General features: G+C 59.7%; 20 protein-coding genes. 14 read left to right on the top strand and 6 right to left on the bottom strand.

Translation table 11 applies throughout. The features are described 5' to 3' along the window. The first annotated feature begins 11 nt into the window (after window positions 1-11). From rpsK to bfr, 6 genes are all read left to right on the top strand, one after another. Window positions 12-401, top strand: coding sequence for a 30S ribosomal protein S11 (gene rpsK / locus BUE92_RS11530; protein ID WP_002555466.1), 390 nt, complete (start codon window positions 12-14; stop codon window positions 399-401). Between the two features lie 18 nt (window positions 402-419). Beyond that, a complete protein-coding gene (gene rpsD, locus BUE92_RS11525) occupies window positions 420-1,040 on the top strand; it encodes a 30S ribosomal protein S4 (protein WP_003176404.1) in 621 nt (206 codons plus the stop codon). A 22-nt stretch (window positions 1,041-1,062) separates the two neighbouring features. After that, window positions 1,063-2,064, top strand: a complete 1,002-nt coding sequence (locus BUE92_RS11520; protein WP_003176403.1) for a DNA-directed RNA polymerase subunit alpha — start codon at window positions 1,063-1,065, stop codon at window positions 2,062-2,064. Between the two features lie 41 nt (window positions 2,065-2,105). Then, entirely contained in the window at window positions 2,106-2,492 is a 387-nt protein-coding gene (gene rplQ / locus BUE92_RS11515; protein WP_003176402.1) for a 50S ribosomal protein L17, read from the top strand. A 237-nt stretch (window positions 2,493-2,729) separates the two neighbouring features. Further along, window positions 2,730-4,178 carry a catalase gene (locus tag BUE92_RS11510; protein ID WP_073523779.1) on the top strand — a complete coding sequence of 483 codons (1,449 nt, stop codon included), beginning with the start codon at window positions 2,730-2,732 and terminating at the stop codon, window positions 4,176-4,178. 155 nt (window positions 4,179-4,333) lie between these two features. Then, the gene (bfr, locus tag BUE92_RS11505; protein ID WP_003176400.1) at window positions 4,334-4,798 is read left to right on the top strand and encodes a bacterioferritin; all 465 of its coding nucleotides are present in this window, start codon (window positions 4,334-4,336) and stop codon (window positions 4,796-4,798) included. A gap of 67 nt (window positions 4,799-4,865) precedes the next feature. Here the strand turns inward: bfr and uvrA are convergent, their stop codons facing one another. Further along, the gene (gene uvrA, locus BUE92_RS11500; RefSeq protein WP_073523777.1) at window positions 4,866-7,700 is read right to left on the bottom strand and encodes an excinuclease ABC subunit UvrA; all 2,835 of its coding nucleotides are present in this window, start codon (window positions 7,698-7,700) and stop codon (window positions 4,866-4,868) included. 178 nt (window positions 7,701-7,878) lie between these two features. Between uvrA and BUE92_RS11495 the strand changes: the two genes are divergently transcribed. The 3 genes from BUE92_RS11495 (at window position 7,879) to tam (ending at window position 10,745) form a co-directional block, all read left to right on the top strand. After that, window positions 7,879-9,273 carry an MFS transporter gene (locus tag BUE92_RS11495; protein WP_073523775.1) on the top strand — a complete coding sequence of 465 codons (1,395 nt, stop codon included), beginning with the start codon at window positions 7,879-7,881 and terminating at the stop codon, window positions 9,271-9,273. A gap of 9 nt (window positions 9,274-9,282) precedes the next feature. Beyond that, a complete protein-coding gene (locus BUE92_RS11490; RefSeq protein ID WP_020302451.1) occupies window positions 9,283-9,798 on the top strand; it encodes a single-stranded DNA-binding protein in 516 nt (171 codons plus the stop codon). Window positions 9,799-9,983: 185 nt separating this feature from the next. After that, window positions 9,984-10,745: a trans-aconitate 2-methyltransferase gene (tam, locus tag BUE92_RS11485; protein ID WP_073523773.1), complete on the top strand. Its 762-nt coding sequence runs from the start codon at window positions 9,984-9,986 to the stop codon at window positions 10,743-10,745. Window positions 10,746-10,766: 21 nt separating this feature from the next. Here the strand turns inward: tam and BUE92_RS11480 are convergent, their stop codons facing one another. After that, entirely contained in the window at window positions 10,767-11,330 is a 564-nt protein-coding gene (locus BUE92_RS11480; RefSeq protein WP_073523770.1) for a cysteine hydrolase family protein, read from the bottom strand. A gap of 96 nt (window positions 11,331-11,426) precedes the next feature. Between BUE92_RS11480 and BUE92_RS11475 the strand changes: the two genes are divergently transcribed. The 3 genes from BUE92_RS11475 (at window position 11,427) to BUE92_RS11465 (ending at window position 14,421) form a co-directional block, all read left to right on the top strand. Next, window positions 11,427-12,398 carry a GlxA family transcriptional regulator gene (locus tag BUE92_RS11475; protein ID WP_073523768.1) on the top strand — a complete coding sequence of 324 codons (972 nt, stop codon included), beginning with the start codon at window positions 11,427-11,429 and terminating at the stop codon, window positions 12,396-12,398. A 168-nt stretch (window positions 12,399-12,566) separates the two neighbouring features. Further along, on the top strand, window positions 12,567-13,676 hold the full coding sequence (locus BUE92_RS11470; protein ID WP_073523765.1) for a DUF3182 family protein: 1,110 nt from the start codon (window positions 12,567-12,569) through the stop codon (window positions 13,674-13,676). After that, window positions 13,666-14,421, top strand: coding sequence for an alpha/beta hydrolase family protein (locus BUE92_RS11465; RefSeq protein WP_073523763.1), 756 nt, complete (start codon window positions 13,666-13,668; stop codon window positions 14,419-14,421). Before BUE92_RS11470 ends, BUE92_RS11465 begins: the two co-directional genes overlap by 11 nt. Window positions 14,422-14,535: 114 nt before the next feature. Here the strand turns inward: BUE92_RS11465 and BUE92_RS11460 are convergent, their stop codons facing one another. The 4 genes from BUE92_RS11460 to BUE92_RS11445 are packed head-to-tail and all read right to left on the bottom strand — an operon-like array spanning window position 14,536 to window position 18,452. Then, complete coding sequence (locus BUE92_RS11460; RefSeq protein WP_073523761.1) at window positions 14,536-15,504, bottom strand: lysylphosphatidylglycerol synthase domain-containing protein; 969 nt, start codon at window positions 15,502-15,504, stop codon at window positions 14,536-14,538. After that, window positions 15,494-16,756 (bottom strand): cardiolipin synthase ClsB, encoded by a 1,263-nt coding sequence (gene clsB, locus BUE92_RS11455; RefSeq protein WP_073523759.1) that lies wholly within the window; start codon window positions 16,754-16,756, stop codon window positions 15,494-15,496. Before clsB ends, BUE92_RS11460 begins: the two co-directional genes overlap by 11 nt. Then, complete coding sequence (locus tag BUE92_RS11450; RefSeq protein WP_073523757.1) at window positions 16,753-17,529, bottom strand: endonuclease/exonuclease/phosphatase family protein; 777 nt, start codon at window positions 17,527-17,529, stop codon at window positions 16,753-16,755. The genes clsB and BUE92_RS11450 overlap by 4 nt, the downstream gene beginning before the upstream one ends. Then, the gene (locus BUE92_RS11445; protein WP_073523754.1) at window positions 17,526-18,452 is read right to left on the bottom strand and encodes a DUF72 domain-containing protein; all 927 of its coding nucleotides are present in this window, start codon (window positions 18,450-18,452) and stop codon (window positions 17,526-17,528) included. The genes BUE92_RS11450 and BUE92_RS11445 overlap by 4 nt, the downstream gene beginning before the upstream one ends. A gap of 188 nt (window positions 18,453-18,640) precedes the next feature. Here BUE92_RS11445 and BUE92_RS11440 point away from each other — a divergent pair, with 188 nt between their 5' ends. Beyond that, the gene (locus BUE92_RS11440; RefSeq protein ID WP_073523752.1) at window positions 18,641-20,725 is read left to right on the top strand and encodes a mechanosensitive ion channel family protein; all 2,085 of its coding nucleotides are present in this window, start codon (window positions 18,641-18,643) and stop codon (window positions 20,723-20,725) included. A 112-nt stretch (window positions 20,726-20,837) separates the two neighbouring features. After that, on the top strand, window positions 20,838-21,722 hold the full coding sequence (locus tag BUE92_RS11435; protein ID WP_073523810.1) for a sugar nucleotide-binding protein: 885 nt from the start codon (window positions 20,838-20,840) through the stop codon (window positions 21,720-21,722). Window positions 21,723-21,769: the final 47 nt, after the last annotated feature.

Below are 21,769 nucleotides of genomic sequence, written 5' to 3'. Positions count from 1 at the left end.
GGAAAATTATCATGGCAAAACCTGCTGCTCGTCCTCGTAAAAAAGTTAAAAAGACAGTGGTTGATGGCATCGCCCACATCCATGCATCTTTTAACAACACCATCGTGACCATCACCGACCGTCAAGGTAACGCGCTTTCTTGGGCTACCTCCGGTGGTTCGGGTTTCCGCGGTTCCCGCAAGTCCACCCCGTTTGCTGCTCAAGTAGCTGCTGAACGTGCTGGTCAAGCTGCGCTGGAATATGGCCTGAAAAACCTCGACGTTAACGTCAAAGGTCCAGGTCCAGGTCGTGAGTCTGCTGTCCGTGCTTTGAACGGCTGTGGCTATAAGATCGCCAGCATCACCGACGTGACGCCAATCCCGCACAACGGGTGCCGTCCGCCGAAGAAGCGCCGCGTGTAATCCAGGAGATTGTAAAGAATGGCTCGTTACATTGGTCCAAAATGCAAACTCGCTCGTCGCGAAGGCACCGATCTCTTCCTGAAGAGCGGCGTGCGCGCGATCGAATCGAAGTGCAACATTGAAGCAGCACCTGGTATCCACGGCCAACGCCGCGGTCGCCAGTCCGACTACGGCACCCAACTGCGTGAAAAGCAGAAGGTCCGTCGTATCTACGGCGTTCTCGAGCGTCAGTTCAGCGGCTACTACAAAGAAGCTGCTGGCAAGAAAGGTGCAACCGGTGAAAACCTGCTGCAACTGCTCGAATGCCGTCTGGACAACGTTGTATACCGTATGGGCTTTGGTTCGACTCGTGCCGAATCCCGTCAGCTGGTATCGCACAAGTCGATCAGCGTTAACGGTCAGACCGTAAACGTTCCGTCCTACCAGGTTCGTGCTGGTGACGTGGTCGCAGTTCGCGAGAAAGCAAAAAACCAACTTCGCATTGTCCAAGCTCTCGATCTGTGTGCCCAACGTGGCCGCGTAGAATGGGTAGAAGTAGACACTGAGAAGAAGTCGGGCGTTTTCAAGAACGTTCCTGCTCGCAGTGATCTGTCCGCCGACATCAACGAAAGCCTGATTGTCGAGCTCTACTCCAAGTAAGGGCTAGAAAATAGGTGCATCCATGCAGATTTCGGTAAATGAGTTCCTGACACCCCGCCACATTGATGTGCAGGTTGTCAGTCCAACCCGCGCCAAAATTACTCTCGAGCCTCTCGAGCGTGGTTTTGGCCACACCCTGGGCAACGCGCTGCGCCGCATCCTGTTGTCCTCAATGCCCGGCTGTGCAGTAGTCGAGGCCGAGATTGACGGTGTGCTCCACGAGTACAGCGCCATCGAAGGTGTACAGGAAGACGTAATTGAAATCCTGTTGAACCTTAAAGGTCTGGCTATCAAGCTGCACGGCCGTGACGAAGTTACGCTGACCTTGTCGAAGAAGGGTTCGGGGGTGGTTACCGCTGCCGATATTCAGCTGGATCATGATGTCGAGATCGTTAACCCCGATCACGTAATCGCTAACCTGGCGTCTAACGGCGCCCTGAACATGAAGCTCACTGTAGCTCGTGGTCGTGGTTATGAACCGGCCGACTCGCGTCAGAGCGATGAAGACGAAAGCCGCAGCATTGGTCGCTTGCAGCTTGACTCTTCGTTCAGCCCGGTTCGCCGTATCGCATACGTGGTGGAAAACGCCCGTGTCGAGCAGCGTACTAACCTGGACAAGCTGGTTATTGATCTGGAAACCAACGGGACCCTGGATCCTGAAGAGGCTATCCGCCGCGCTGCAACCATTCTGCAACAGCAGTTGGCTGCGTTCGTCGACCTCAAAGGTGACAGCGAACCAGTGGTAATCGAGCAGGAAGACGAGATCGATCCGATCCTGCTTCGCCCGGTTGACGATCTGGAACTGACTGTACGTTCGGCTAACTGCCTTAAGGCGGAAAACATTTACTACATCGGTGACCTGATCCAGCGCACCGAAGTAGAACTGTTGAAGACTCCGAACCTGGGCAAGAAATCCTTGACTGAAATCAAGGACGTTCTGGCCTCCCGCGGTCTGTCCCTCGGCATGCGCCTCGACAACTGGCCGCCTGCAAGTCTTAAGAAGGACGACAAGGCGACTGCCTGATCGTCGTAATCACCGAACGTGAGTTTGGTAAGGAATGAACCATGCGTCATCGTAAAAGTGGTCGTCACCTGAGCCGTACCAGCTCGCACCGCAAGGCCATGTTCCAAAACATGGCGGTGTCGCTGTTCGAGCACGAGCTGATCAAAACTACACTGCCGAAAGCTAAAGAACTGCGTCGCGTTGCTGAGCCGCTGATCACTTTGGCCAAGACAGACAGCCTGGCTAACCGCCGTCTGGCTTTCGACCGTACTCGTTCGAAAGCTATCGTTGGTAAGCTCTTCAACGACCTGGGCAAGCGTTACGCTACCCGTGAGGGTGGCTACCTGCGCATCCTCAAGTGCGGTTTCCGCGCTGGCGACAACGCGCCTATGGCGTACGTCGAGTTGGTTGATCGTGCTACTGCCGGCGAAGCTGTAAGCGCCGAGTAATACGACAAGCTGCAACGAAGAACCGGGCCTAGTGCCCGGTTTTTTGTGCGCGCAACAAAAGCGCGTTCCGTACAAGAATCTCCAGGCGACACGCTTCACTATGAGCGTCGGGCATGTTGGTAGTTATTTTCTATTGAAGCCTACAATTTAATGAATTTGTAGGTGTCATGTGGATGGTCAATACTCCCTCCAAGCCGATTAGCCGGCAGTTCCAAGCCCGACCTGAGGAAGATGCGCATGAGCCAGAATAAAGTCCTTACCACCGCCAGCGGCGCGCCCGTTGCGGACAATCAGAACTCACGTTCCGCCGGCCCTCGTGGCCCCTTGCTGCTCGACGATTTTCACCTGATCGAGAAGCTCGCTCACTTCAACCGTGAAAACATCCCTGAGCGTCGCGTGCACGCCAAAGGTTCGGGTGCCTTCGGTACCTTCACGGTGACAAAAGACATTACCCAATACACCAGCGCCAAATTGTTCGAGTCCGTTGGCAAGCAGACGCCTACGTTCCTGCGTTTCTCCACGGTAGGGGGGGAGCGTGGTTCGGCTGACACTGAGCGCGATCCACGTGGCTTCGCCTTGAAGTTCTACACCGAGGAAGGCAACTGGGACATCGTGGGTAACAACACCCCTGTGTTCTTCATTCGTGATCCGCTGAAATTCCCGGATTTTATCCACACCCAGAAACGTCTGCCCCAGAGCAACCTGAAAAGCGCGCAGATGATGTGGGATTTCTGGTCGCACTCCCCTGAGGCATTGCACCAGGTCACCATTCTGTTTTCGGACCGCGGCATCCCAGACGGCTATCGCCACATGCACGGCTTCGGCAGCCACACGTACAGCCTGATCAACGCCAAGGGCGAACGGCACTGGGTGAAATGGCACTACAAGACCAAGCAAGGCATCAAGAACCTGGCGCCGGCCGAGGCTGCACGCCTGGCAGGTACCGATCCTGACTATGCCCAGCGTGACCTGTTTGGTGCGATCGAGCGCGGTGATTTCCCGAAATGGCGCGTCTGCATCCAGATCATGACTGAGGCTCAGGCAAACGCTCATTACGAGAACCCGTTTGACGTGACCAAGACCTGGTCACAAAAAGAGTTCCCGTTGATTGAAGTGGGTGAGCTGGAGCTCAACCGCAATCCGCAGAACTACTTCGCAGAAGTTGAGCAGGCGGCATTTGGCCCAAGCAACATGGTCCCAGGCGTTGGCCTGTCGCCAGACCGTATGCTCCAAGGCCGGGTTTTCGCCTACGCCGATGCTCACCGCTACCGTGTGGGCACTAACCACCAGCAACTGCCGGTGAACGCGCCACGTAGCCCGGTTAACAGCTACCAGCGTGACGGTTCCATGGCTTTCGGCAGCAACGGTGGGGCGGCTCCGAACTACGAGCCAAACAGCTATGCCGACGCGCCCAAGCAAGCCCCGCAGTACGCAGAGCCGGCACTGGCCCTGAGCGGTGCTGCCGATCGTTATGATCACCGCGAAGATACGGACTACTACAGCCACGCCGGTGCGCTGTTCCGTTTGATGAATGATGAGCAGAAAGCCCTGCTCACCAATAACATCGCCGGTGCAATGGGTGGCGTTTCCAGTGATGTGGTCCAGCGTCAATTGCAACACTTCTATAAGGCCGACCCGGCTTATGGAGAAGCAATCGCAAAGGCACTGGGTGTATCGCTTAACTGACTCTAAACGATAAGCAGAACCGCCCTCATTTGGGCGGTTTTTGCGTTATTTCAGTTACTTTTCTCCGGAAATCTTCGCTTTTCTGCCGTTTGTCCCGTGACCTTCAAGTCAGCATGGTTCAAACTACAGTCTTTCAAGCAGGGAGATGTAGGGCGATGCAAGGTCACCCCGACGTAATCGATTACCTCAACACGTTGCTGACGGGCGAACTGGCAGCTCGTGACCAATATTTCATCCATTCGCGTATGTACGAAGACTGGGGCTTTACCGAGCTCTATGAGCGTATCAACCACGAAATGGAAGAAGAGGCACAGCACGCTGACGCCCTGATGCGCCGCATTCTGATGCTCGAAGGCACGCCGCGTATGCGTCCTGATGATCTGGACGTGGGTACTACAGTGCCTGACATGCTTGCCGCCGACCTTCGCCTTGAGTACAAGGTCCGTGCCGCACTCTGCAAGGGCATCGAGCTTTGCGAACAGCACAACGACTATGTCACCCGGGAAATATTGCGGGTGCAGTTGAATGACACCGAAGAAGATCACACCTACTGGCTGGAAAAGCAGTTGGGCCTGATCAAGTTGATCGGCCTGGAGAATTATCTGCAATCGCAGTTCTGATTCCCGGTTACAAAAAAGCCCCTGTCACCGGAAAGTGACAGGGGCTTTTTATTGGGCGATGAAAAAATCAGGCCCGGTCGCGTTCCAGCAACGGTTTCAAGTAGTAACCGGTATGCGATTGAGGCATTTCGCAAACCTGCTCCGGCGTGCCCACTGCGATGATCTGGCCACCCTTCGAACCACCTTCTGGCCCCAGGTCTACCAGCCAGTCGGCAGTCTTGATCACATCAAGGTTGTGCTCGATCACCACCACGGTATTGCCGTGGTCCCGCAAGCGGTGCAGCACGTCCAGCAATTGCTGGATATCCGCGAAGTGCAGGCCAGTGGTCGGCTCATCGAGGATGTACAAGGTTTTGCCGGTATCGCGCTTGGACAGCTCGCGAGACAGCTTGACCCGCTGCGCCTCGCCACCCGACAGCGTGGTCGCTGATTGCCCCAGCTTGATGTACGACAGGCCCACATCCATCAGCGTCTGCAGCTTGCGCGCCAACGCCGGCACCGCGTCGAAGAACTCGCGAGCTTCCTCGATCGTCATCTCCAGGGTTTCATGGATGCTCTTGCCCTTGTACTTGATCTCCAGGGTCTCGCGGTTGTAGCGCTTGCTCTTGCACACATCGCACGGCACGTAGATGTCCGGCAGGAAGTGCATCTCCACCTTGATCAGGCCATCGCCCTGGCACGCTTCGCAGCGCCCACCCTTGACGTTGAACGAGAACCGGCCCGGCCCATAACCCCGTGAGCGCGACTCTGGCACGCCAGCGAACAACTCACGGATAGGGGTAAACAGCCCGGTGTAGGTGGCTGGGTTGGAGCGAGGCGTACGCCCAATCGGGCTCTGGTCGATGTCGACCACCTTGTCCAGATGCTCCAGGCCCTTGATGCTGTCATGTGCTGCCGCTTCCAGCGTGGTCGCGCCGTTCAGGGCGGTGGCACTCAGTGGGAACAGGGTGTTGTTGATCAGCGTCGACTTGCCCGAACCGGAAACACCGGTCACGCAGGTCAGCAGGCCCAGCGGAATCTCCAGGTCGACATTGCGCAGGTTGTTCCCGCGCGCGCCCTTGAGATGCAGCGCCATCTTCTTGTTACGCGGCGTTCGCTTGGCGGGTACTTCAATCTTCACACGGCCGGACAAGTATTTGCCGGTCAGTGAATCAGGATGTGCCATCACCTCGGCAGGCGTGCCTTCAGCAACGATATGGCCACCATGCACGCCCGCGCCGGGGCCGATATCGACCACGTAGTCCGCCAGGCGGATAGCATCTTCATCATGCTCGACCACGATCACGGTATTGCCGATATCGCGCAGGTGTTTCAGCGTGCCCAGCAGGCGGTCATTATCCCGTTGGTGCAAGCCAATCGACGGCTCGTCGAGGATATACAGCACGCCCACAAGGCCGGCGCCGATCTGGCTGGCCAGGCGAATGCGCTGTGCCTCACCGCCAGACAGGGTATCGGCGCTGCGGTCCAGCGAGAGATAGTCCAGGCCCACGTTGACCAGGAACTGCAATCGCTCGCGAATCTCCTTGAGGATCTTGTCGGCAATTTCTCCACGACGACCGGTCAGCTTCAGCACGCCAAAGTATTCACAGGCATCGCCGATCGGCAGGTTGGTCACTGCCGGCAGGGTCTTCTCGCCCACCCATACATGCCGGGCTTCACGGCGCAGGCGCGTGCCACGGCAATCCGGGCATGGCTGTGTGCTGAGGAACTTCGCCAGCTCCTCGCGCACGCTCGCCGATTCGGTTTCACGGTAACGGCGTTCCAGGTTCGGCACGATGCCTTCGAACGGGTGCGAGCGCTTGACGATATCGCCGCGATCGTTCAGGTATTTGAAGTCGACATTCTGCGAACCGCTGCCATTTAGAATGACCTTCTGCTGGTCTGCCGGGAGTTGGTTGAACGGTACCTCCAGGCTGAACTTGTAGTGGGAGGCCAACGACCCAAGCATCTGGAAGTAGTAGACGTTACGCCTGTCCCATCCGCGTATCGCCCCCTCGGCCAAGGTCAGTTCGCCATTGACCAGGCGCTTGATATCGAAAAACTGCTTCACACCCAGGCCGTCGCAAGTCGGGCAGGCGCCGGCCGGGTTGTTGAAGGAAAACAGTTTGGGTTCCAGCTCGCTGATGGCATGGCCACATATCGGGCAAGCGAAGCGTGCGGAGAAGATGATCTCTTCGCCCGGCTCGTCATCCATCGGCGCTACCAGGGCAATGCCATCGGCCAGCTTCAGCGCGGTTTCGAACGATTCCGCCAAACGCTGCTGCAAGTCGGCGCGCACCTTGAATCGGTCGACCACCACATCAATGGAGTGCTTTTTCTGCTTGTCCAGCTTCGGCGCTTCGTCCAGCTCATAGAGCTTGCCGTTGATGCGCGCACGCACGAAGCCCTGGGCACGCAGCTCTTCGAAGACCGAGAGGTGTTCGCCTTTGCGCTCGCGAATGACGGGCGCCAGCAGCATCAGCTTGGCGCCTTCGGGCTGGGCCAGCACCAGGTCAACCATCTGGCTGACGGTCTGGGCTTCCAGGGGGATATCGTGGTCCGGGCAGCGGGGGATACCCACGCGTGCGTAGAGCAGGCGCAGGTAGTCGTAGATCTCGGTAATGGTACCCACAGTGGAGCGTGGGTTGTGGGACGTGGATTTCTGCTCGATGGAAATAGCCGGCGACAGGCCTTCAATGGTGTCGACATCGGGCTTTTCCATCATCGACAGGAACTGCCGCGCGTAGGCCGACAGCGATTCCACATAGCGACGCTGACCTTCGGCATACAGCGTGTCGAACGCCAGGGACGATTTGCCGGAGCCGGACAAGCCGGTGATGACGATCAGTTTGTCCCGGGGCAGGGTCAGGTCGATGTTCTTCAGGTTGTGGGTTCTAGCCCCACGAATCAGGATCTTGTCCAAGATGGCCTCGCACGGCGGGCGTAAATGATGCCGGAGTATACGGCTAAAGACTGGATGAATATACACTGTCAAAACGCCGCTTGCAGCCTTACATGAAAGCTGCGCGGCAAAGCGCCGCATATACCCTCTCAATCGATGGGACTGGTAGAATCGCCGCCGGTTCACACGAGGTTTTTCCATGCACGATCCCCACAGCGAACGCATGAGTAGCGACGAGACCCGAGCGGCAAGCGGTCTGGCCCTGGTGTTCGCCTTCCGTATGCTGGGCATGTTTATGGTGCTGCCGGTGCTGGCCACCTATGGGATGGATCTCGCAGGCGCGACCCCCGCCTTGATCGGCCTGGCGATTGGTGCCTATGGCCTGACCCAGGCGATTTTCCAGATCCCGTTCGGGATTATTTCCGACCGCATTGGCCGCCGTCCGGTGATCTATCTCGGGCTGATCGTATTCGCCCTTGGCAGTGTGCTAGCGGCCCAGTCCGATTCCATCTGGGGCGTGATTGCCGGTCGCATCCTGCAGGGCGCCGGTGCGATTTCCGCCGCCGTGATGGCGCTGCTCTCGGACCTGACCCGCGAACAACACCGCACCAAGGCCATGGCGATGATCGGCATGACCATCGGCCTGTCGTTTGCCGTGGCCATGGTGGTCGGCCCCTTGCTCACGCGTGCGTTCGGCTTGCATGGGCTGTTCCTGGCCACGGGCGGCATGGCGTTGTTTGGCATCCTGATCGTGGCCTTTATGGTGCCGCGCTCCACCGGCACGTTGCAGCATCGTGAGTCCGGCGTCGCGCGCCAGGCGCTGTTGCCGACGCTCAAGCACCCAGACCTGCTGCGCCTGGATTTAGGTATCTTCGTATTACACGCCATGCTGATGTGCAGCTTCGTCGCCTTGCCCCTGGCCCTGGTGGAAAAAGCCGGCCTGCCCAAGGAGCAGCACTGGTGGGTCTACCTCACTGCGCTGTTGATTTCGTTCTTCGCCATGATCCCGTTCATCATCTATGGCGAGAAGAAACGCAAAATGAAACGAGTTTTACTCGGCGCCGTCGCGACATTGATGCTCACTGAACTATTCTTCTGGCAGTTCGGCGACAGCCTGCGCGCACTGGTGATCGGTACGGTGGTGTTTTTCACTGCCTTCAATCTGCTCGAAGCGTCGTTGCCGTCGCTGATCAGTAAAGTTTCACCGGCAGGCGGCAAGGGCACGGCCATGGGGGTGTATTCCACCAGCCAGTTCCTGGGCTCCGCGTTAGGCGGCATCATGGGCGGCTGGATGTTCCAGCATGGCGGTTTGTCGGTTGTGTTTCTCGGATGCGCCGCGCTGGCTGCACTTTGGCTGGTCTTTGCTGTTACCATGCGCGAACCTCCGTATGTGACGAGCCTACGCTTGCCGTTATCGCCTGAAGCGAGCCGCGAAGCTGGCTTGGCCGAGCGCCTGAAGGCCGTCGTTGGAGTAACGGACGCAGTAGTGGTCGCAGAAGAAGCTGCGATTTACATCAAATTGGACACCGAATTATTGGATCGCGCGACGCTCGAGCAACTGGTCAACCCAGTGCCGACAGCGCGCCCAGCCTAGGAGAACGTTATGGCCCGTGGGGTTAACAAAGTCATATTGGTCGGTACTTGCGGCCAGGATCCCGAAGTTCGCTACTTGCCTAACGGTAACGCCGTGACCAACCTGAGCCTGGCGACCAGCGAACAGTGGACCGACAAGCAGACCGGCCAGAAGGTCGAGAAGACCGAATGGCACCGCGTGTCGATGTTCGGCAAGGTCGCAGAGATCGCCGGTGAATACCTGCGCAAAGGTTCGCAGGTGTACATCGAAGGCAAACTGCAAACCCGCGAGTGGGAAAAAGACGGCATCAAGCGTTATACCACCGAAATCGTGGTCGACATGCAAGGCACCATGCAACTGCTGGGCGGCCGTCCACAGGGCGACCAACAGGGCCAGGGCGGCATGTCCAACTCGGCGCCGCGCCCACAGCAGTCGCGTCCGCAGCCAAGCCAGCAGCCACAGCGTGAGTCGCGCCCAGCGCCACAACAGGCTGCTCCGCAACCAGCTCAGGATTTCGACAGCTTTGATGACGATATCCCGTTCTAAGGTCCAAGACCGACCCTGAACAAACAAAACCCCCGATAGCGAAAGCATCGGGGGTTTTTTATAGACGACGCCCATGCGTCGCGCACGGGATGCCTTTGTACAGGCAGCACACCCACCCCAGCATTTGTTCTCATGGCTCACACGATTTAGTCTGTCGCCACCTCTAAGAAAGAAGGAAGGCTGTGATGACCTGGTCCGCCAAGCAGTACACGATGTTCGAACAGCAGCGCACTCGCCCCGTCCGTGACCTGGTTGCGGCAATTCCTAACACCGACGTGGGCACCGCAGTCGACCTGGGGTGCGGGCCGGGGAACTCCACCGAAGTACTGGCCGAGCGTTTCCCCCAAGCAGAGGTCACGGGTATGGACAGCTCCGATGACATGTTGGTGGACGCCCGCAAACGCCTACCCAGGTTGAACTTCGAGCTGGCAGACATCGGCGCCTGGCATCCTGCGCAACGCTTGGATGTGATCCTGGCCAATGCCTCGCTGCAATGGCTGCCCGACCACGCCACGCTCTACCCGCACTTGGTCCACCAACTGAACCCAGGCGGTACGCTGGCGGTGCAAACCCCGGACAACCTTGACGAGCCCGCCCATCGTCTTGCGCGAGAAGTCGCGGCCGATGGCCCATGGTCGGCAAAGATCGGGGCGGTCAAACACAATGAACGGCACACCGCCAGTTACTACTACGAACTGCTGAGCAAGCATTGCACTACCGTGGATGTGTGGCGCACCACCTATCAACACCCGTTGGCGGACCACGCGGCGGTGGTGGAGTGGTTCAAGGCTTCGGCATTGCGGCCTTTTCTTGCGCCGTTGACGGACGATGAAAAAGCCGCCTTCCTGCAGCAATACCAGGCGCGAATTACCCAGGCTTATCCAGCCCTGGCCGATGGCACGGTGTTGTTGCCCTTTCCGCGGCTGTTCATCATCGCCACACGCTAAAGCGATCAGCCCGGGCGGTGGTCACGCAGCCGCTGCTTGGGCTTTCAGATATTCCTCTGCAGACACTACTTCCGCATAGCCAAATGCCAGGGAGGCCATGTACGCCCCGTGCACCTGCGCCGCCGCAATCACCTGGCCGTTGAATTCCTGGTCGCGGGTCGCGCAGGCATCATGGATCACCGTAACCTTGTAGCCTAGGTCCGCTGCCGCCCGCACCACGGCGTCAACGCACATATGGCTCATGCTGCCCACCACCACCACGTCGGTGATGCTGCGCTGTTCCAGCAATTGGCGCAGGTTGGTTTGGCGAAACGCATTCACAAAGTGTTTGAGCACCACCGGTTCATCGCCCTCGTTGAGCACCTTGGCGTGCAAGTGCGCGCCTTCGGAGCCCGGTGTGAAGAACGGTGCGTCGTCGCCAGCGAACTCATGGCGTACATGAATCACTGCATCGCCTGCCTGCCGAAACGCCTTTAGCACCTGCGCCGCCTTGTCCGCTGCGGCTTCCACGCCGTCGAGCGGCCACTTGCCCAGGGGGAAGTAGTCGTTCTGGATATCGATTAGGATGAGCGCCTGCTTGGCCATGTGTGTTGCCTCGTGATGGGTTGATGGGCCTAGTATCTTAGCTGTCGATCACACCGAGAATTGGCTGCACCGACAATAACAGGGGGAAAACTGACAATGGCCGCGCAACGCAGCACTGTCGAGCTGGGTGTGTTGATCTACCAGGGCGCGCAACTCGCCGCAGTCCACGGGCTGACCGACCTGTTCGGGGTCGCTAACCGCATCGCCGCCGAGCATGAATCTGCGCAACTACCGCTGCTGCGGGTCAGCCACTGGCAGGTAGATGCCCATGGCACGCCCGTCCGCGCGTTCGATAGTCACCCCGGCCCCGACCAACCGATGATGGCCGTGCTGGTGCCACCCTCGATTGCCGAGTTCACCGAAGACCAGGCGCCGCCTGCGCTGCTGCAATGGCTGCGCCAGCAACATGCAGCCGGCACCGTGCTGGGCGGCGTGTGCATAGGCTCTATCATGCTGGCGCGCAGCGGCCTGTTGGATGGCCGCAGCGCCACCACTCACTGGTCTTCCGCGAAGTCCTTTGCGGCCTGTTACCCGGCGGTGCGCCTGGAAGCGGATAAACCCATTGTCGATGACGGCGACCTGATCACTTCCGCGGGGCTGATGGCCTGGTCGGAACTGGGCCTGCGCCTGGTCGACCGATTGATGGGCCCGAGCATTGCAGCCGACACGGCGCGTTTTCTGGTGATCGAACACAGCGCCAGCGCCAGCCAGTGCGGTAGCAATTTTGCGCCGATTCTCAGGCATGGTGATGGTGCGGTCCTCAAGGTCCAGCATTGGCTGCAAGCCAGTGGCGCGGTGGATGTGTCCGTGGCGGCGATGGCGCAGGAGGCGAACCTGGAAGAGCGCACGTTCTTGCGGCGCTTTCGCAACGCCACCGGCTTGAAACCCACCGAGTACTGCCAGCACCTGCGGGTCGGCAAGGCGCGGCAGATGCTGGAGTTCACCAACGGCACGATCGATCACATTGCCTGGACCGTGGGCTATCAGGACCCCAGCGCCTTTCGCGCCATGTTCAAAAAAATCACCGGCCTGTCTCCCAGCGATTACCGCAACCGCTTTGGGGTTTGAATCGTGCAGAACGCCGTAGGATTGACCTGCGGTCGTGCAGAATAAAACAGGCTAACGGCCATCACTTTTTGCGCAACTGATTGATTTAACAACCATCCGCTCAAGCCCAGCGTTGGCCTGATCCATGCACCCCTCTTGATACACAACGGCTGATAGAAAGGGGAACGCATGACCCCCATAAGTCCCAAGAAGTGGGTGGTTGCCCACTCGATGAGAGAAGGTGCGCCCCTGCATGAAATCGAAACCAACCGAGCCCTCGCACGCTGGCTGGCGCAGATCCTGGGGCTCAAGTTCGGTGGCAGTTACGACCCAGCCCTGCATGCGAGTCGGGAACTGTACCTGCTGCCCACGCAAACCCTGGTCGGGCCCGCCCAAGCGCGCCAGCTCAATATCAAGGGGCCACAAGATCTGTGGGGCGGCTATGTCGATCACGCTTTCATCTGCACCAAAGCCATCAGTCACGGCCTGCTGAGTCCCGAGGCCAAGGCGCCCGAAGGCTGGTCGCCGTCATTCTGCGAGCGTGTGCGTGACGTGGTGTTGGACGGTGTGAGCGTGTTCGCCCTTGAGGATGCACGGCCTGCCGCGACCCGCTTGCTCTACAGCGGCCCGATTCGTCTGAAACCCGTAAACGCCTGTGCAGGAAGGGGCCAGGAAGTTATCCACAGCCTGGATGAGTTCGACGCGATACTGGCGCGCCCGGAAGCGGCCAGAATGTTCGATGAAGGCGTCGTGCTGGAACAAGACCTGCACGATGTGGTCACCCACAGTGTGGGCCAGAGTGTTATCGGCGATCACCTTTTGAGTTACTGCGGCGAGCAGCACCTGACGCAAGACGGGCAAGGGGAAAAGGTCTACGGCGGTTCCGATCTGCTGGTCGTTCCCGGTGATTACGCAGCGCTGCTCAAACTGGATCTGCCTGATGACGTGCGTGAGGCCATCGAACAGGCGCTGGTTTTCGACCGTGCTGCGAATGAGGCCTACCCGGGCTTCTTCGCCTCGCGCCGCAACTACGACATCGCCCAAGGCCTGGACAGCGCAGGCCAGCGCCGCAGTGGTGTGCTCGAACAATCCTGGCGCATGGGCGGGGCCAGCAGCGCGGAAGTCGCGGCGTTGCAGAGTTTTATCAACCATCCGGGCCTGAAGGCCATCCGTGTGTCCTCGGTAGAAACCTATGTAGACCAAGCGCTGCCGGCGGATGCCATCGAGGTATACCGAGGCCCGGCCGAAAACAGCGACTTTCTACTCAAGTATGTGACGGTCAAGACTTATGACGGCTAGAAGCGAGAGCATCACCATCGATATAGACGACGAACAGATGAGCGGGACATTCCTCAGTCCCAAGTCCAAAGTACCCGGTGTGTTGTTCGTGCACGGTTGGGGCGGCAGCCAGGAGCGCGACCTGGATCGGGCCAAAGGTATCGCGGGCCTTGGGTGTGTGTGCCTGACCTTCGACCTGCGTGGCCATGCTGGCACCGGCATCCCCTTGTCGCGCGTCACCCGCGAAGACAACCTGCGCGACCTGCTGGCCGCCTACGACCGCCTGCTGTCCCACCCGGCTATCGACACCTCGGCAGTGGCGGTGGTGGGCACCAGTTATGGCGGCTACCTGGCGGCGATACTCACCTCGTTGCGCCCGGTACGTTGGCTGGCGCTGCGTGTGCCGGCACTGTACCGCGACCAGGAATGGCTCAAGCCCAAGCGCGACTTGGATAAAGCCGACCTGATGGATTACCGCGGCACCCTCGTGCACGCCGAAACCAATCGTGCCCTGCATGCCTGTGCGCAATTTACCGGCGATGTGCTGATTGTCGAGTCGGAAACCGACGACCATGTGCCCCATGCCACCATCATGAGTTACCGCGCGGCGTGCCAGCAGACCCATTCACTGACCCATCGCATCATCGACGGCGCCGACCATGCCTTGAGCGACCCGGTGTCGCAGCAGGCGTACACCTCGATCCTGGTGGACTGGATTACCGAGATGGTGGTGGGGGAGCGGTTGAGCATTATCCAGTCCCGTTGATTCATCTGTGCCTGGGCTGACGCCTTCGCGAGCAAGCCCGCTCCCACATTTTGAATGCGGTCCACCTGTGGGAGCGGGCTTGCTCGCGAAGGCGATGTCACCATCACCTCAGTTCTATCTGGCTGTTTTCTTGACCCGCAACGCCTTGGCCTTGGCCTCCACCCCCAAATACATCACCAGTGCAATCAACAACGGGCAAATAAAATAAATCGCCCGGTACGCGATCAGCCCGGCCAGCAAACTCCCCCGCGACGCCTCATGCTGCAACAGCGCAATGAACACCGCCTCCAAAACCCCCAACCCGGCGGGAATATGGGTGACCACCCCGGCAATCGCACTGATCAGCAACACCCCCAGCACCAATGGGTAATCCAGTTTGGCCGGCAGCAAGGTAAATATCACCGCGGCCATCAGTGACCAGTTCAACGCACCCAGGGCCAGTTGCAAACAGGCCATGCGCAGCGACGGCAAGTTGATTTCGATACCGCGAATCGACCACGCGCGCTTTTTCGAAAACCGGCACGCCGCCAGGTAACCCAGGCTCGCGCTCACCAATAACACCCCGACACCTTGCAAGGCGCCGCTGCTCAGTTTCCAGCCCGGCGGCAGGGTGACCAACCCGCTGCTGAACACCACCCCGGCCAACGTCATATAGCCGAACCAATTGGTGGCCAGGCTCAGTCCGAGGATCTTGGCGATATTGCTGGTGCTCACGCCCAGGCGCGAATACAGCCGATACCGCATGGCGATGCCGCCGACCCAGGCGCTGAGGTTGAGGTTGAACGCGTAGCTGATGATGCCCACCGGCAATATCTGCTTCCAACGCAACGGCTGGCGAATGTAGGTGCGGCCGATCAAATCGAAACAGGCGTAGACAATGAAACTGCACAGTGTCAGTGCGCCGGCGATGAACAGCGTGCGTAGCTTGAACTCGCTCAGGGTCTGGAACACTTCGCTCCAGTCGATGCGCCGGGCGAGCAGGGTGAACAACACGATCAGCAGCACGAAGAACGCAATCGTCAGCGGTTTCTTCCAGCGCTTGAACCCAGAGGCTTGCGGTTGTGAAGGGGCTTCAGGCGTCATGGGGCGTGATCTCAAAAGGCTTCAAACGCGGCTTGTGGGCCGGTAACCAACTGGCCAGAACCGGGAAATGGCGCATCACATGAAACACCAGGAAACCCACGGTCAAGCGCCAGAGCCACAGGCGTGGCTTGCGCTTTTCCGGCATGGTCTGGCAATGATTGTGGGCGAGGGCTTCCAGGCGTTCGTATAGCTGCTGATTGAACGCCCGGTCGCGAATCAGCACATTGGCCTCCAGGTTCAATGCCAGGCTCAGTGGGTCCAGATTGCTCGAACCGACGGTGCTCCATTCGTCATCCACCAGCGCCACCTTGCCGTGCAGCGGGCGTTGGCAGTATTCGTGAATCACCACGCCATCTTTGAGCAAGTAGTCATAGAGCATGCGCGCGGCCAGTTTCGCCAACAGCACGTCGGGCTGGCCCTGCATGATCAACTGCACCTGCACGCCACGACGCGCCGCGTTACGGATCTCACGAAGCAGGCGATAGCCGGGGAAGAAGTAGGCGTTGGCGATCACCACCCGCTGCCGGGCCTGGCTCAAGGCGTGGATATACGCCTCCTCGATATCGTTACGATGCTGGATGTTGTCGCGATAAATCAGGCGTACCAGACCGTCGCCTGGCTCGTTTGTCCAGGGCGAAGGCCGCTGCTGGCGCCGTCGCCAACCGCGACGGCTGCGCACCTGGCGGCCACTTTGGGCGAGGGCGAAATGGTGCAGGTCGGCCACGGCCGGGCCGATCACCTGCACGGTGTAATCCTGCTTGGCTTCGGGGCCGAAATCCGCCAGATGGTCGGCGGAAAAATTGATCCCGCCGATAAACGCCACGCGGGCGTCCACCACTACGATCTTGCGATGCAGGCGGCGAAACCAGTTAGTGCGTATGCCCAGGGTCTTGGGCGCCGGGTCGAACATCTGCACCATCACCCCGGCCTCGGCCAACTCCCGAAGAAAGGCCGGGCTCAGTTCGCCGCAGCCAAAACCGTCGAGGCTCACCACCACCTTCACCCCGCGCTTGGCTGCGTCGATGAGGATGCTGTGCAGCTCGTAGCCGACCTTGTCTTCAAAGAGGATAAAGGTCTCCAGCAGGATCTCGCGCTCTGCCGCCCGCAAAGCCTCGAACACGGCAGGAAAGTACGCCTCGCCGTTCTCCAGCAACTCCACGCGGTTGCCGCTCTGCCAGCCGTAATCCAGATCCCGCGCCTTGCTGTCATCCGGCGGCTGATCCGTGGCGATATGGTCTACCGCAACGTTCATAACCCCACCTCCACCGACAGCGGCACATGGTCAGACAGGTGGGACCAGGGGCGAGTGGTGAGCACGCGAGGGCTGTGGATGGTCAGGTTGCGCACATAAATGCGGTCTAGGGGCAGCAACGGCAGGCGTGCCGGGAACGTACGCGCCGGTTTGCCGTGGGTGTGCATGAACACTTCCTGCAGGCCGCTTTGGCTCAGGTCGGCTTTTTGCCGCCAGTCATTGAAGTCGCCGGCGACCACCAACGGCGCATCGGCCGGAATCTCGCCAATACGTTGCTCCAGCAACCGCAATTGTTGTTGGCGATGCACCTCGCGCAAGCCCAGGTGGATGCAGATCGCGTGCACTTGCTGGCCGCTGCCCGGCAGGCGCAGCACGCAATGCAGCAGGCCCCGGTTTTCATGGCCGCTTTGCGAGATGTCGAGGTTGTCGTAACGGATAATCTGGAATTTCGACAGTAGCGCATTGCCATGGTCCCCATGGGGGTAAACCGCATTGCGCCCATAGGCAAATTGCGGCCAGATGCTGTCGGCGAGGAATTCATATTGCGGCATTTTCGGCCAGTCGCTGTAGCGCTGTGGATGGTGTTCGTGAGTGCCATGGATCTCCTGCAAGAACACCATGTCCGCGCCCACACTGCGCACGGCCTCACGCAGCTCGGGCAAGATGAAGCGTCGATTCAGCGCGGTGAAACCCTTGTGGATATTGACCGTCAGCACCGTGAAACGGGTGGTGGCGGTGTTCGGCGGGGTGGGGATCAGCTCGGGATGCGTCATGGCAATACTCCCGGTTCCGGCAGCCGGCCAGGTTCGGTGAACAGGTGTTGGTCAAGCCCGAAACGCTGCAGTAATTGGCGTGCATCGAAGGGGGCGCGAACTTTGATGTCGTTGTCGAAAAAGCAGAACACATCACGCTGTTTACGCTTGCGGGGTGTGCGTTGCGGGTCGACGAGGTGTGCATCGGCAGGCTGCTTGCCGTGGGCCCAGCGCTCGATGCGGTCACCCCAGCGCTGGAGTGCTTCGGCGCTATAGCCGCTGGCGTATAACTGCTTGTCGCCGTGCAAGCGCAGGTACATGAAGTTGGCGGTCACGTCTTCCATGTACGGCCACTTGCCGGCGGTGTCCGCGACCACCAGGGCCACGCCATAGTTATCCAGCATCTGGATAAACTCGGGCACTGCAAAACTCTTGTGGCGAATCTCCACGGCATGGCGCAAGGGCTTCTTGGCATAGGCCTTCATGCTCGCCTTGCCGTTAAGGCGCGGTTCATGCTGGCGGGCGAGGGCGGCGGCCTGCTGGGTGTTGGTGGGTAATTGGGCCAGGAAGGTTTCGAACAGCGTGGCGTCGAATTTGAAACTGGGTGGAAACTGCCAGAGGATGGGGCCGAGTTTTTCTTTCAGTTCCAGCACTCCGGAAGCGAAGAAATTCGCCATCGGTTTGTGCACGTCCCGCAGACGCAGGATATGCGTGATGAAGCGTGGCGCCTTGACGCTGAACGTGAAGCCTTCAGGCGTATCGGCATACCACTGGGCATAGCGCTTGGGGGTTTGCAGTGCGTAGAACGAACCGTTGATTTCGATGCTGTTGACGGCGCGTGACGCAAACTGCAACTCGCGTTTCTGGGTCAGCCCTTCGGGGTAGAAGTCCCCGCGCCAGGGCGTGTAGCGCCAGCCGGAAATGCCGATGTGAATCGCCGCCATGTGTGCTCCCGTTGATGGTGGGTGGGTTGACCTCCGTTATGGGATGACTGCGCTATTTGGTTGAAAGTTTCCACATTCCTACAGGCGGTACAGGGGGTGAAATGTGGGAGGGGCATTGCAAATGCAGGGAACGATAAAGGCCCAAGCTCGTCAGTTCCTTACAGACCCTGCTGAAGGAGCTTGCTGTTTTGCTGAATCCAAAGACTGCATTACTGCTCGTCGCGCTGCTGCTCTGCGGCAATGGCGCCCTGCAAGCCGCGGCAACGGCGCCCGCTGCCGAAACGCCGGCCAAGCCGGAACTGCTGGTAGAAGGCGGGCTGCTGGGGGCCATCAGTTCCAGCATTGATGAGGTGCAAGACAAGCTCGACCTCAACCAGAACCTCATTGACGCCTGGCGCCTGCGTGCCGACCGCGCCGCGGATGAAGTGGGGCGCCTGGTGGACCAGACTGCCGCCCGCTCACCATGGAGCGTGGCCGGCGATTTCCTGCTGTTGTCCGGCGTGTGGGCCGGTGCCTTTGCCCTGTTGACGATGCTTGGGCGCCTGGTTGTGCAACGATCGAGCCGCCGCCCGTTCCTTGCGCGGCGTCAACGGCTGCAAGGCTTGCTGAGCTATGTGGTGCCCTACACGATTCCAGCGCTGATCTGCCTGCCGCTGACCCTTTATGTCAGTCACTTTTTACCTGCGTCTGTCGGCCGAGCCCTGGCACTGTGTTTCGCCTACGCCACCAGCAGTGGCATCTTTTCCACCTCGCTGTTGCTGTGCGTCATTGTCATGTTCAACGTCGGCCACAAGCGACCTGCCGTGCGGATCATTCGTGACTATTGCCCCAAGCCTCTATTCCTGATCGGCTTTCTCGCGGCCCTCAGCGATGCACTGACCAGCCCGCAAATCGCTCGGCAACTGGGCGGCAATATCACTAGCAGCATCGCTGTGTTTACCGGCCTGTTTGCAGCGGTCATCTTTGGCGTGCTGGTGGTACGTCTGCGTCGGCCGGTGGCCCATTTGATCCGCAACCGGCCATTGGCCCAGCGCCTCAAACATCCGGCATTACAACAGTCGCTGCGGGTGTTTTCCGGGCTCTGGTACTGGCCGATTCTGTTGATGGTGCTGGTGTCGGCGGTCAACCTGATTGGCGCCGGTGACGACAACCAAGAGGCCCTGCGCTGCGCGTTGCTCACCACCTTGTTACTGATCGGCACGGTGTTTCTCAGCACCGTGCTGCAACACCTGTTCAAGTCCCGCAGCCAGGTATCGATCCAGCGCAGCAGTGCCTACAAGGAACGCTTCCTGAGTTTGCTGCACGCGATTTTGCGTATCGTCATGGCAATCGCGTTTATCGAGATACTCGGGCGTATCTGGGGCGTTTCGCTGTTCGAATTCGCCCAGCGCAACTCGGTGGGCCGGGCCATCAGTGATTCCCTCAGCAGTATCGGCCTGATCCTGTTGGTGACCTGGCTGTTCTGGGTGGTGCTCGACACCGCGATCCAGGAAGCCCTCAAACCACCGGTGAATAAACGCTCCAGTCGCCAGCCCAGTACCCGGGTCAAAACCATCCTGCCGCTGCTGCGCAATGCAGTGAAGATCATACTGGTGGTGATCTGCGCGATCACCACCATGGCCAACCTGGGCATCAATGTCGCGCCGTTGCTGGCGGGCGCCGGGGTGGTGGGACTGGCCATCGGTTTCGGTTCCCAGCAATTGGTGCAGGACGTGATTACCGGCCTGTTCATCATTATCGAAGACACCCTGTCCATCGGCGATTGGGTGGTGCTCGACTCCGGCCACGCCGGCACCGTCGAGGGCCTGACCATCCGCACCCTGCGCCTGCGTGACGGCAAGGGGTTTGTGCATTCGGTGCCGTTCGGGCAGATCAAGGCGGTCACCAACCAGTCCCGTCAATTCGCCTATGCGTTCTTCTCGGTGCAGTTCACCTATGACACCGACGTGGACAAGGCCGTGGAGCTGATCCGCGAAGCCGGCCAGTCGATCCGCGACGATGTGTTCCTCAAGTACAACCTGCAAGGGCCATTGGAAGTGTTCGGGGTGGACAAGATGGACCTCAATGGCGTGGTGCTCACGGCGCAGTTCCGCACGGTGTCGGGTGGCCAATACGCAGTCAGCCGTGCGTTTAATCAGCGCTTGAAAAAGCTTGTGGATAACTGCGCCGAGGTGCATTTCGCCCAGACTTATCCACAGCAGCTATTGCTCGCACCACGAGCGGCGCAGAAACAGGAGGCCGCCGAACCCGACGTCAAGACACTTAATCCGTGACGGTTGCGCTACAAGCCCGCAAAATGCAACGATTCTGGCAATGACCTACGACAGGGCACACCTGCCTGTCGATAATAACCATCGTTCCAAACAGACCGGGCCTGCTCAATCTATGCGAATGCGCCTTATGTTACTGGGCGGCGGGAATGCCCTCGGGCAGGCGCTGATTCGCCTCGGTGCGGAGGAAGACATCGGTTTCCTCGCCCCCAAACCGCCCCAAGACGGCTGGGATGCCGCAAGCCTCACCCAATTGCTCGACGACACCCGTCCCGATGCCTTGATCAACCTCGCCTACTATTTCGACTGGTTCCAGGCGGAAGCCGTGAGCGAAACCCGCTTGGCCGCCCAGGAGTTCGCCATCGAACGCCTGGCCGAGCTGTGCCAGCACCACAGCATCACCCTGCTGCAACCCTCCAGTTACCGTGTGTTCGATGGCTCCCGCGCCACCGCCTACAGCGAGAAAGACGAGCCGGTGCCCCTGGGCCTGCGCGGCCAGGCGTTGTGGCGTATCGAACAAAGCGTGCGCGCCACGTGCCCGCAGCACGTGCTGTTGCGGTTTGGCTGGCTGCTGGATGACAGCATCCACGGCACGCTCGGGCGCTTCCTGGCCCGGGCCGAGAACGCCGACGAGCTACTGATGGCGGACGACCGCCGGGGCAACCCGACGCCGGTGGACGATGCGGCGCGGGTGATCATCTCAGTGCTCAAGCAGCTCGATTGCGCCGCGCCGCTGTGGGGCACTTACCATTACGCCGGCCACGAGGCGACTACCCCGTTGGCGCTGGGGCAGGCGATTCTGACTGAAGCGCGCAACTTCCATCCGTTGGCCATCGAGTCCCCGACCGCCCAGGCTCACGCGGCACGGCCGGACGCGGCGGATGAGCCGCAGCATGCGGTGCTGGCCTGCAAGAAAATTCTCCACACTTTTGGCATCAAGCCACGGGCATGGCGGGCAGGCTTGCCGGCGCTACTGGATCGCTTCTACCGCCATAGCTGACACCCCCAAAACCAAAAGTGGGAGCGGGCTTGCTCGCGAAAGCGGTG

Source organism: Pseudomonas fluorescens (assembly GCF_001902145.1).
GTDB classification, from domain to species: Bacteria; Pseudomonadota; Gammaproteobacteria; order Pseudomonadales; family Pseudomonadaceae; genus Aquipseudomonas; species Aquipseudomonas fluorescens_BV.
This window is presented reverse-complemented; position numbering and strand designations above follow the sequence as displayed.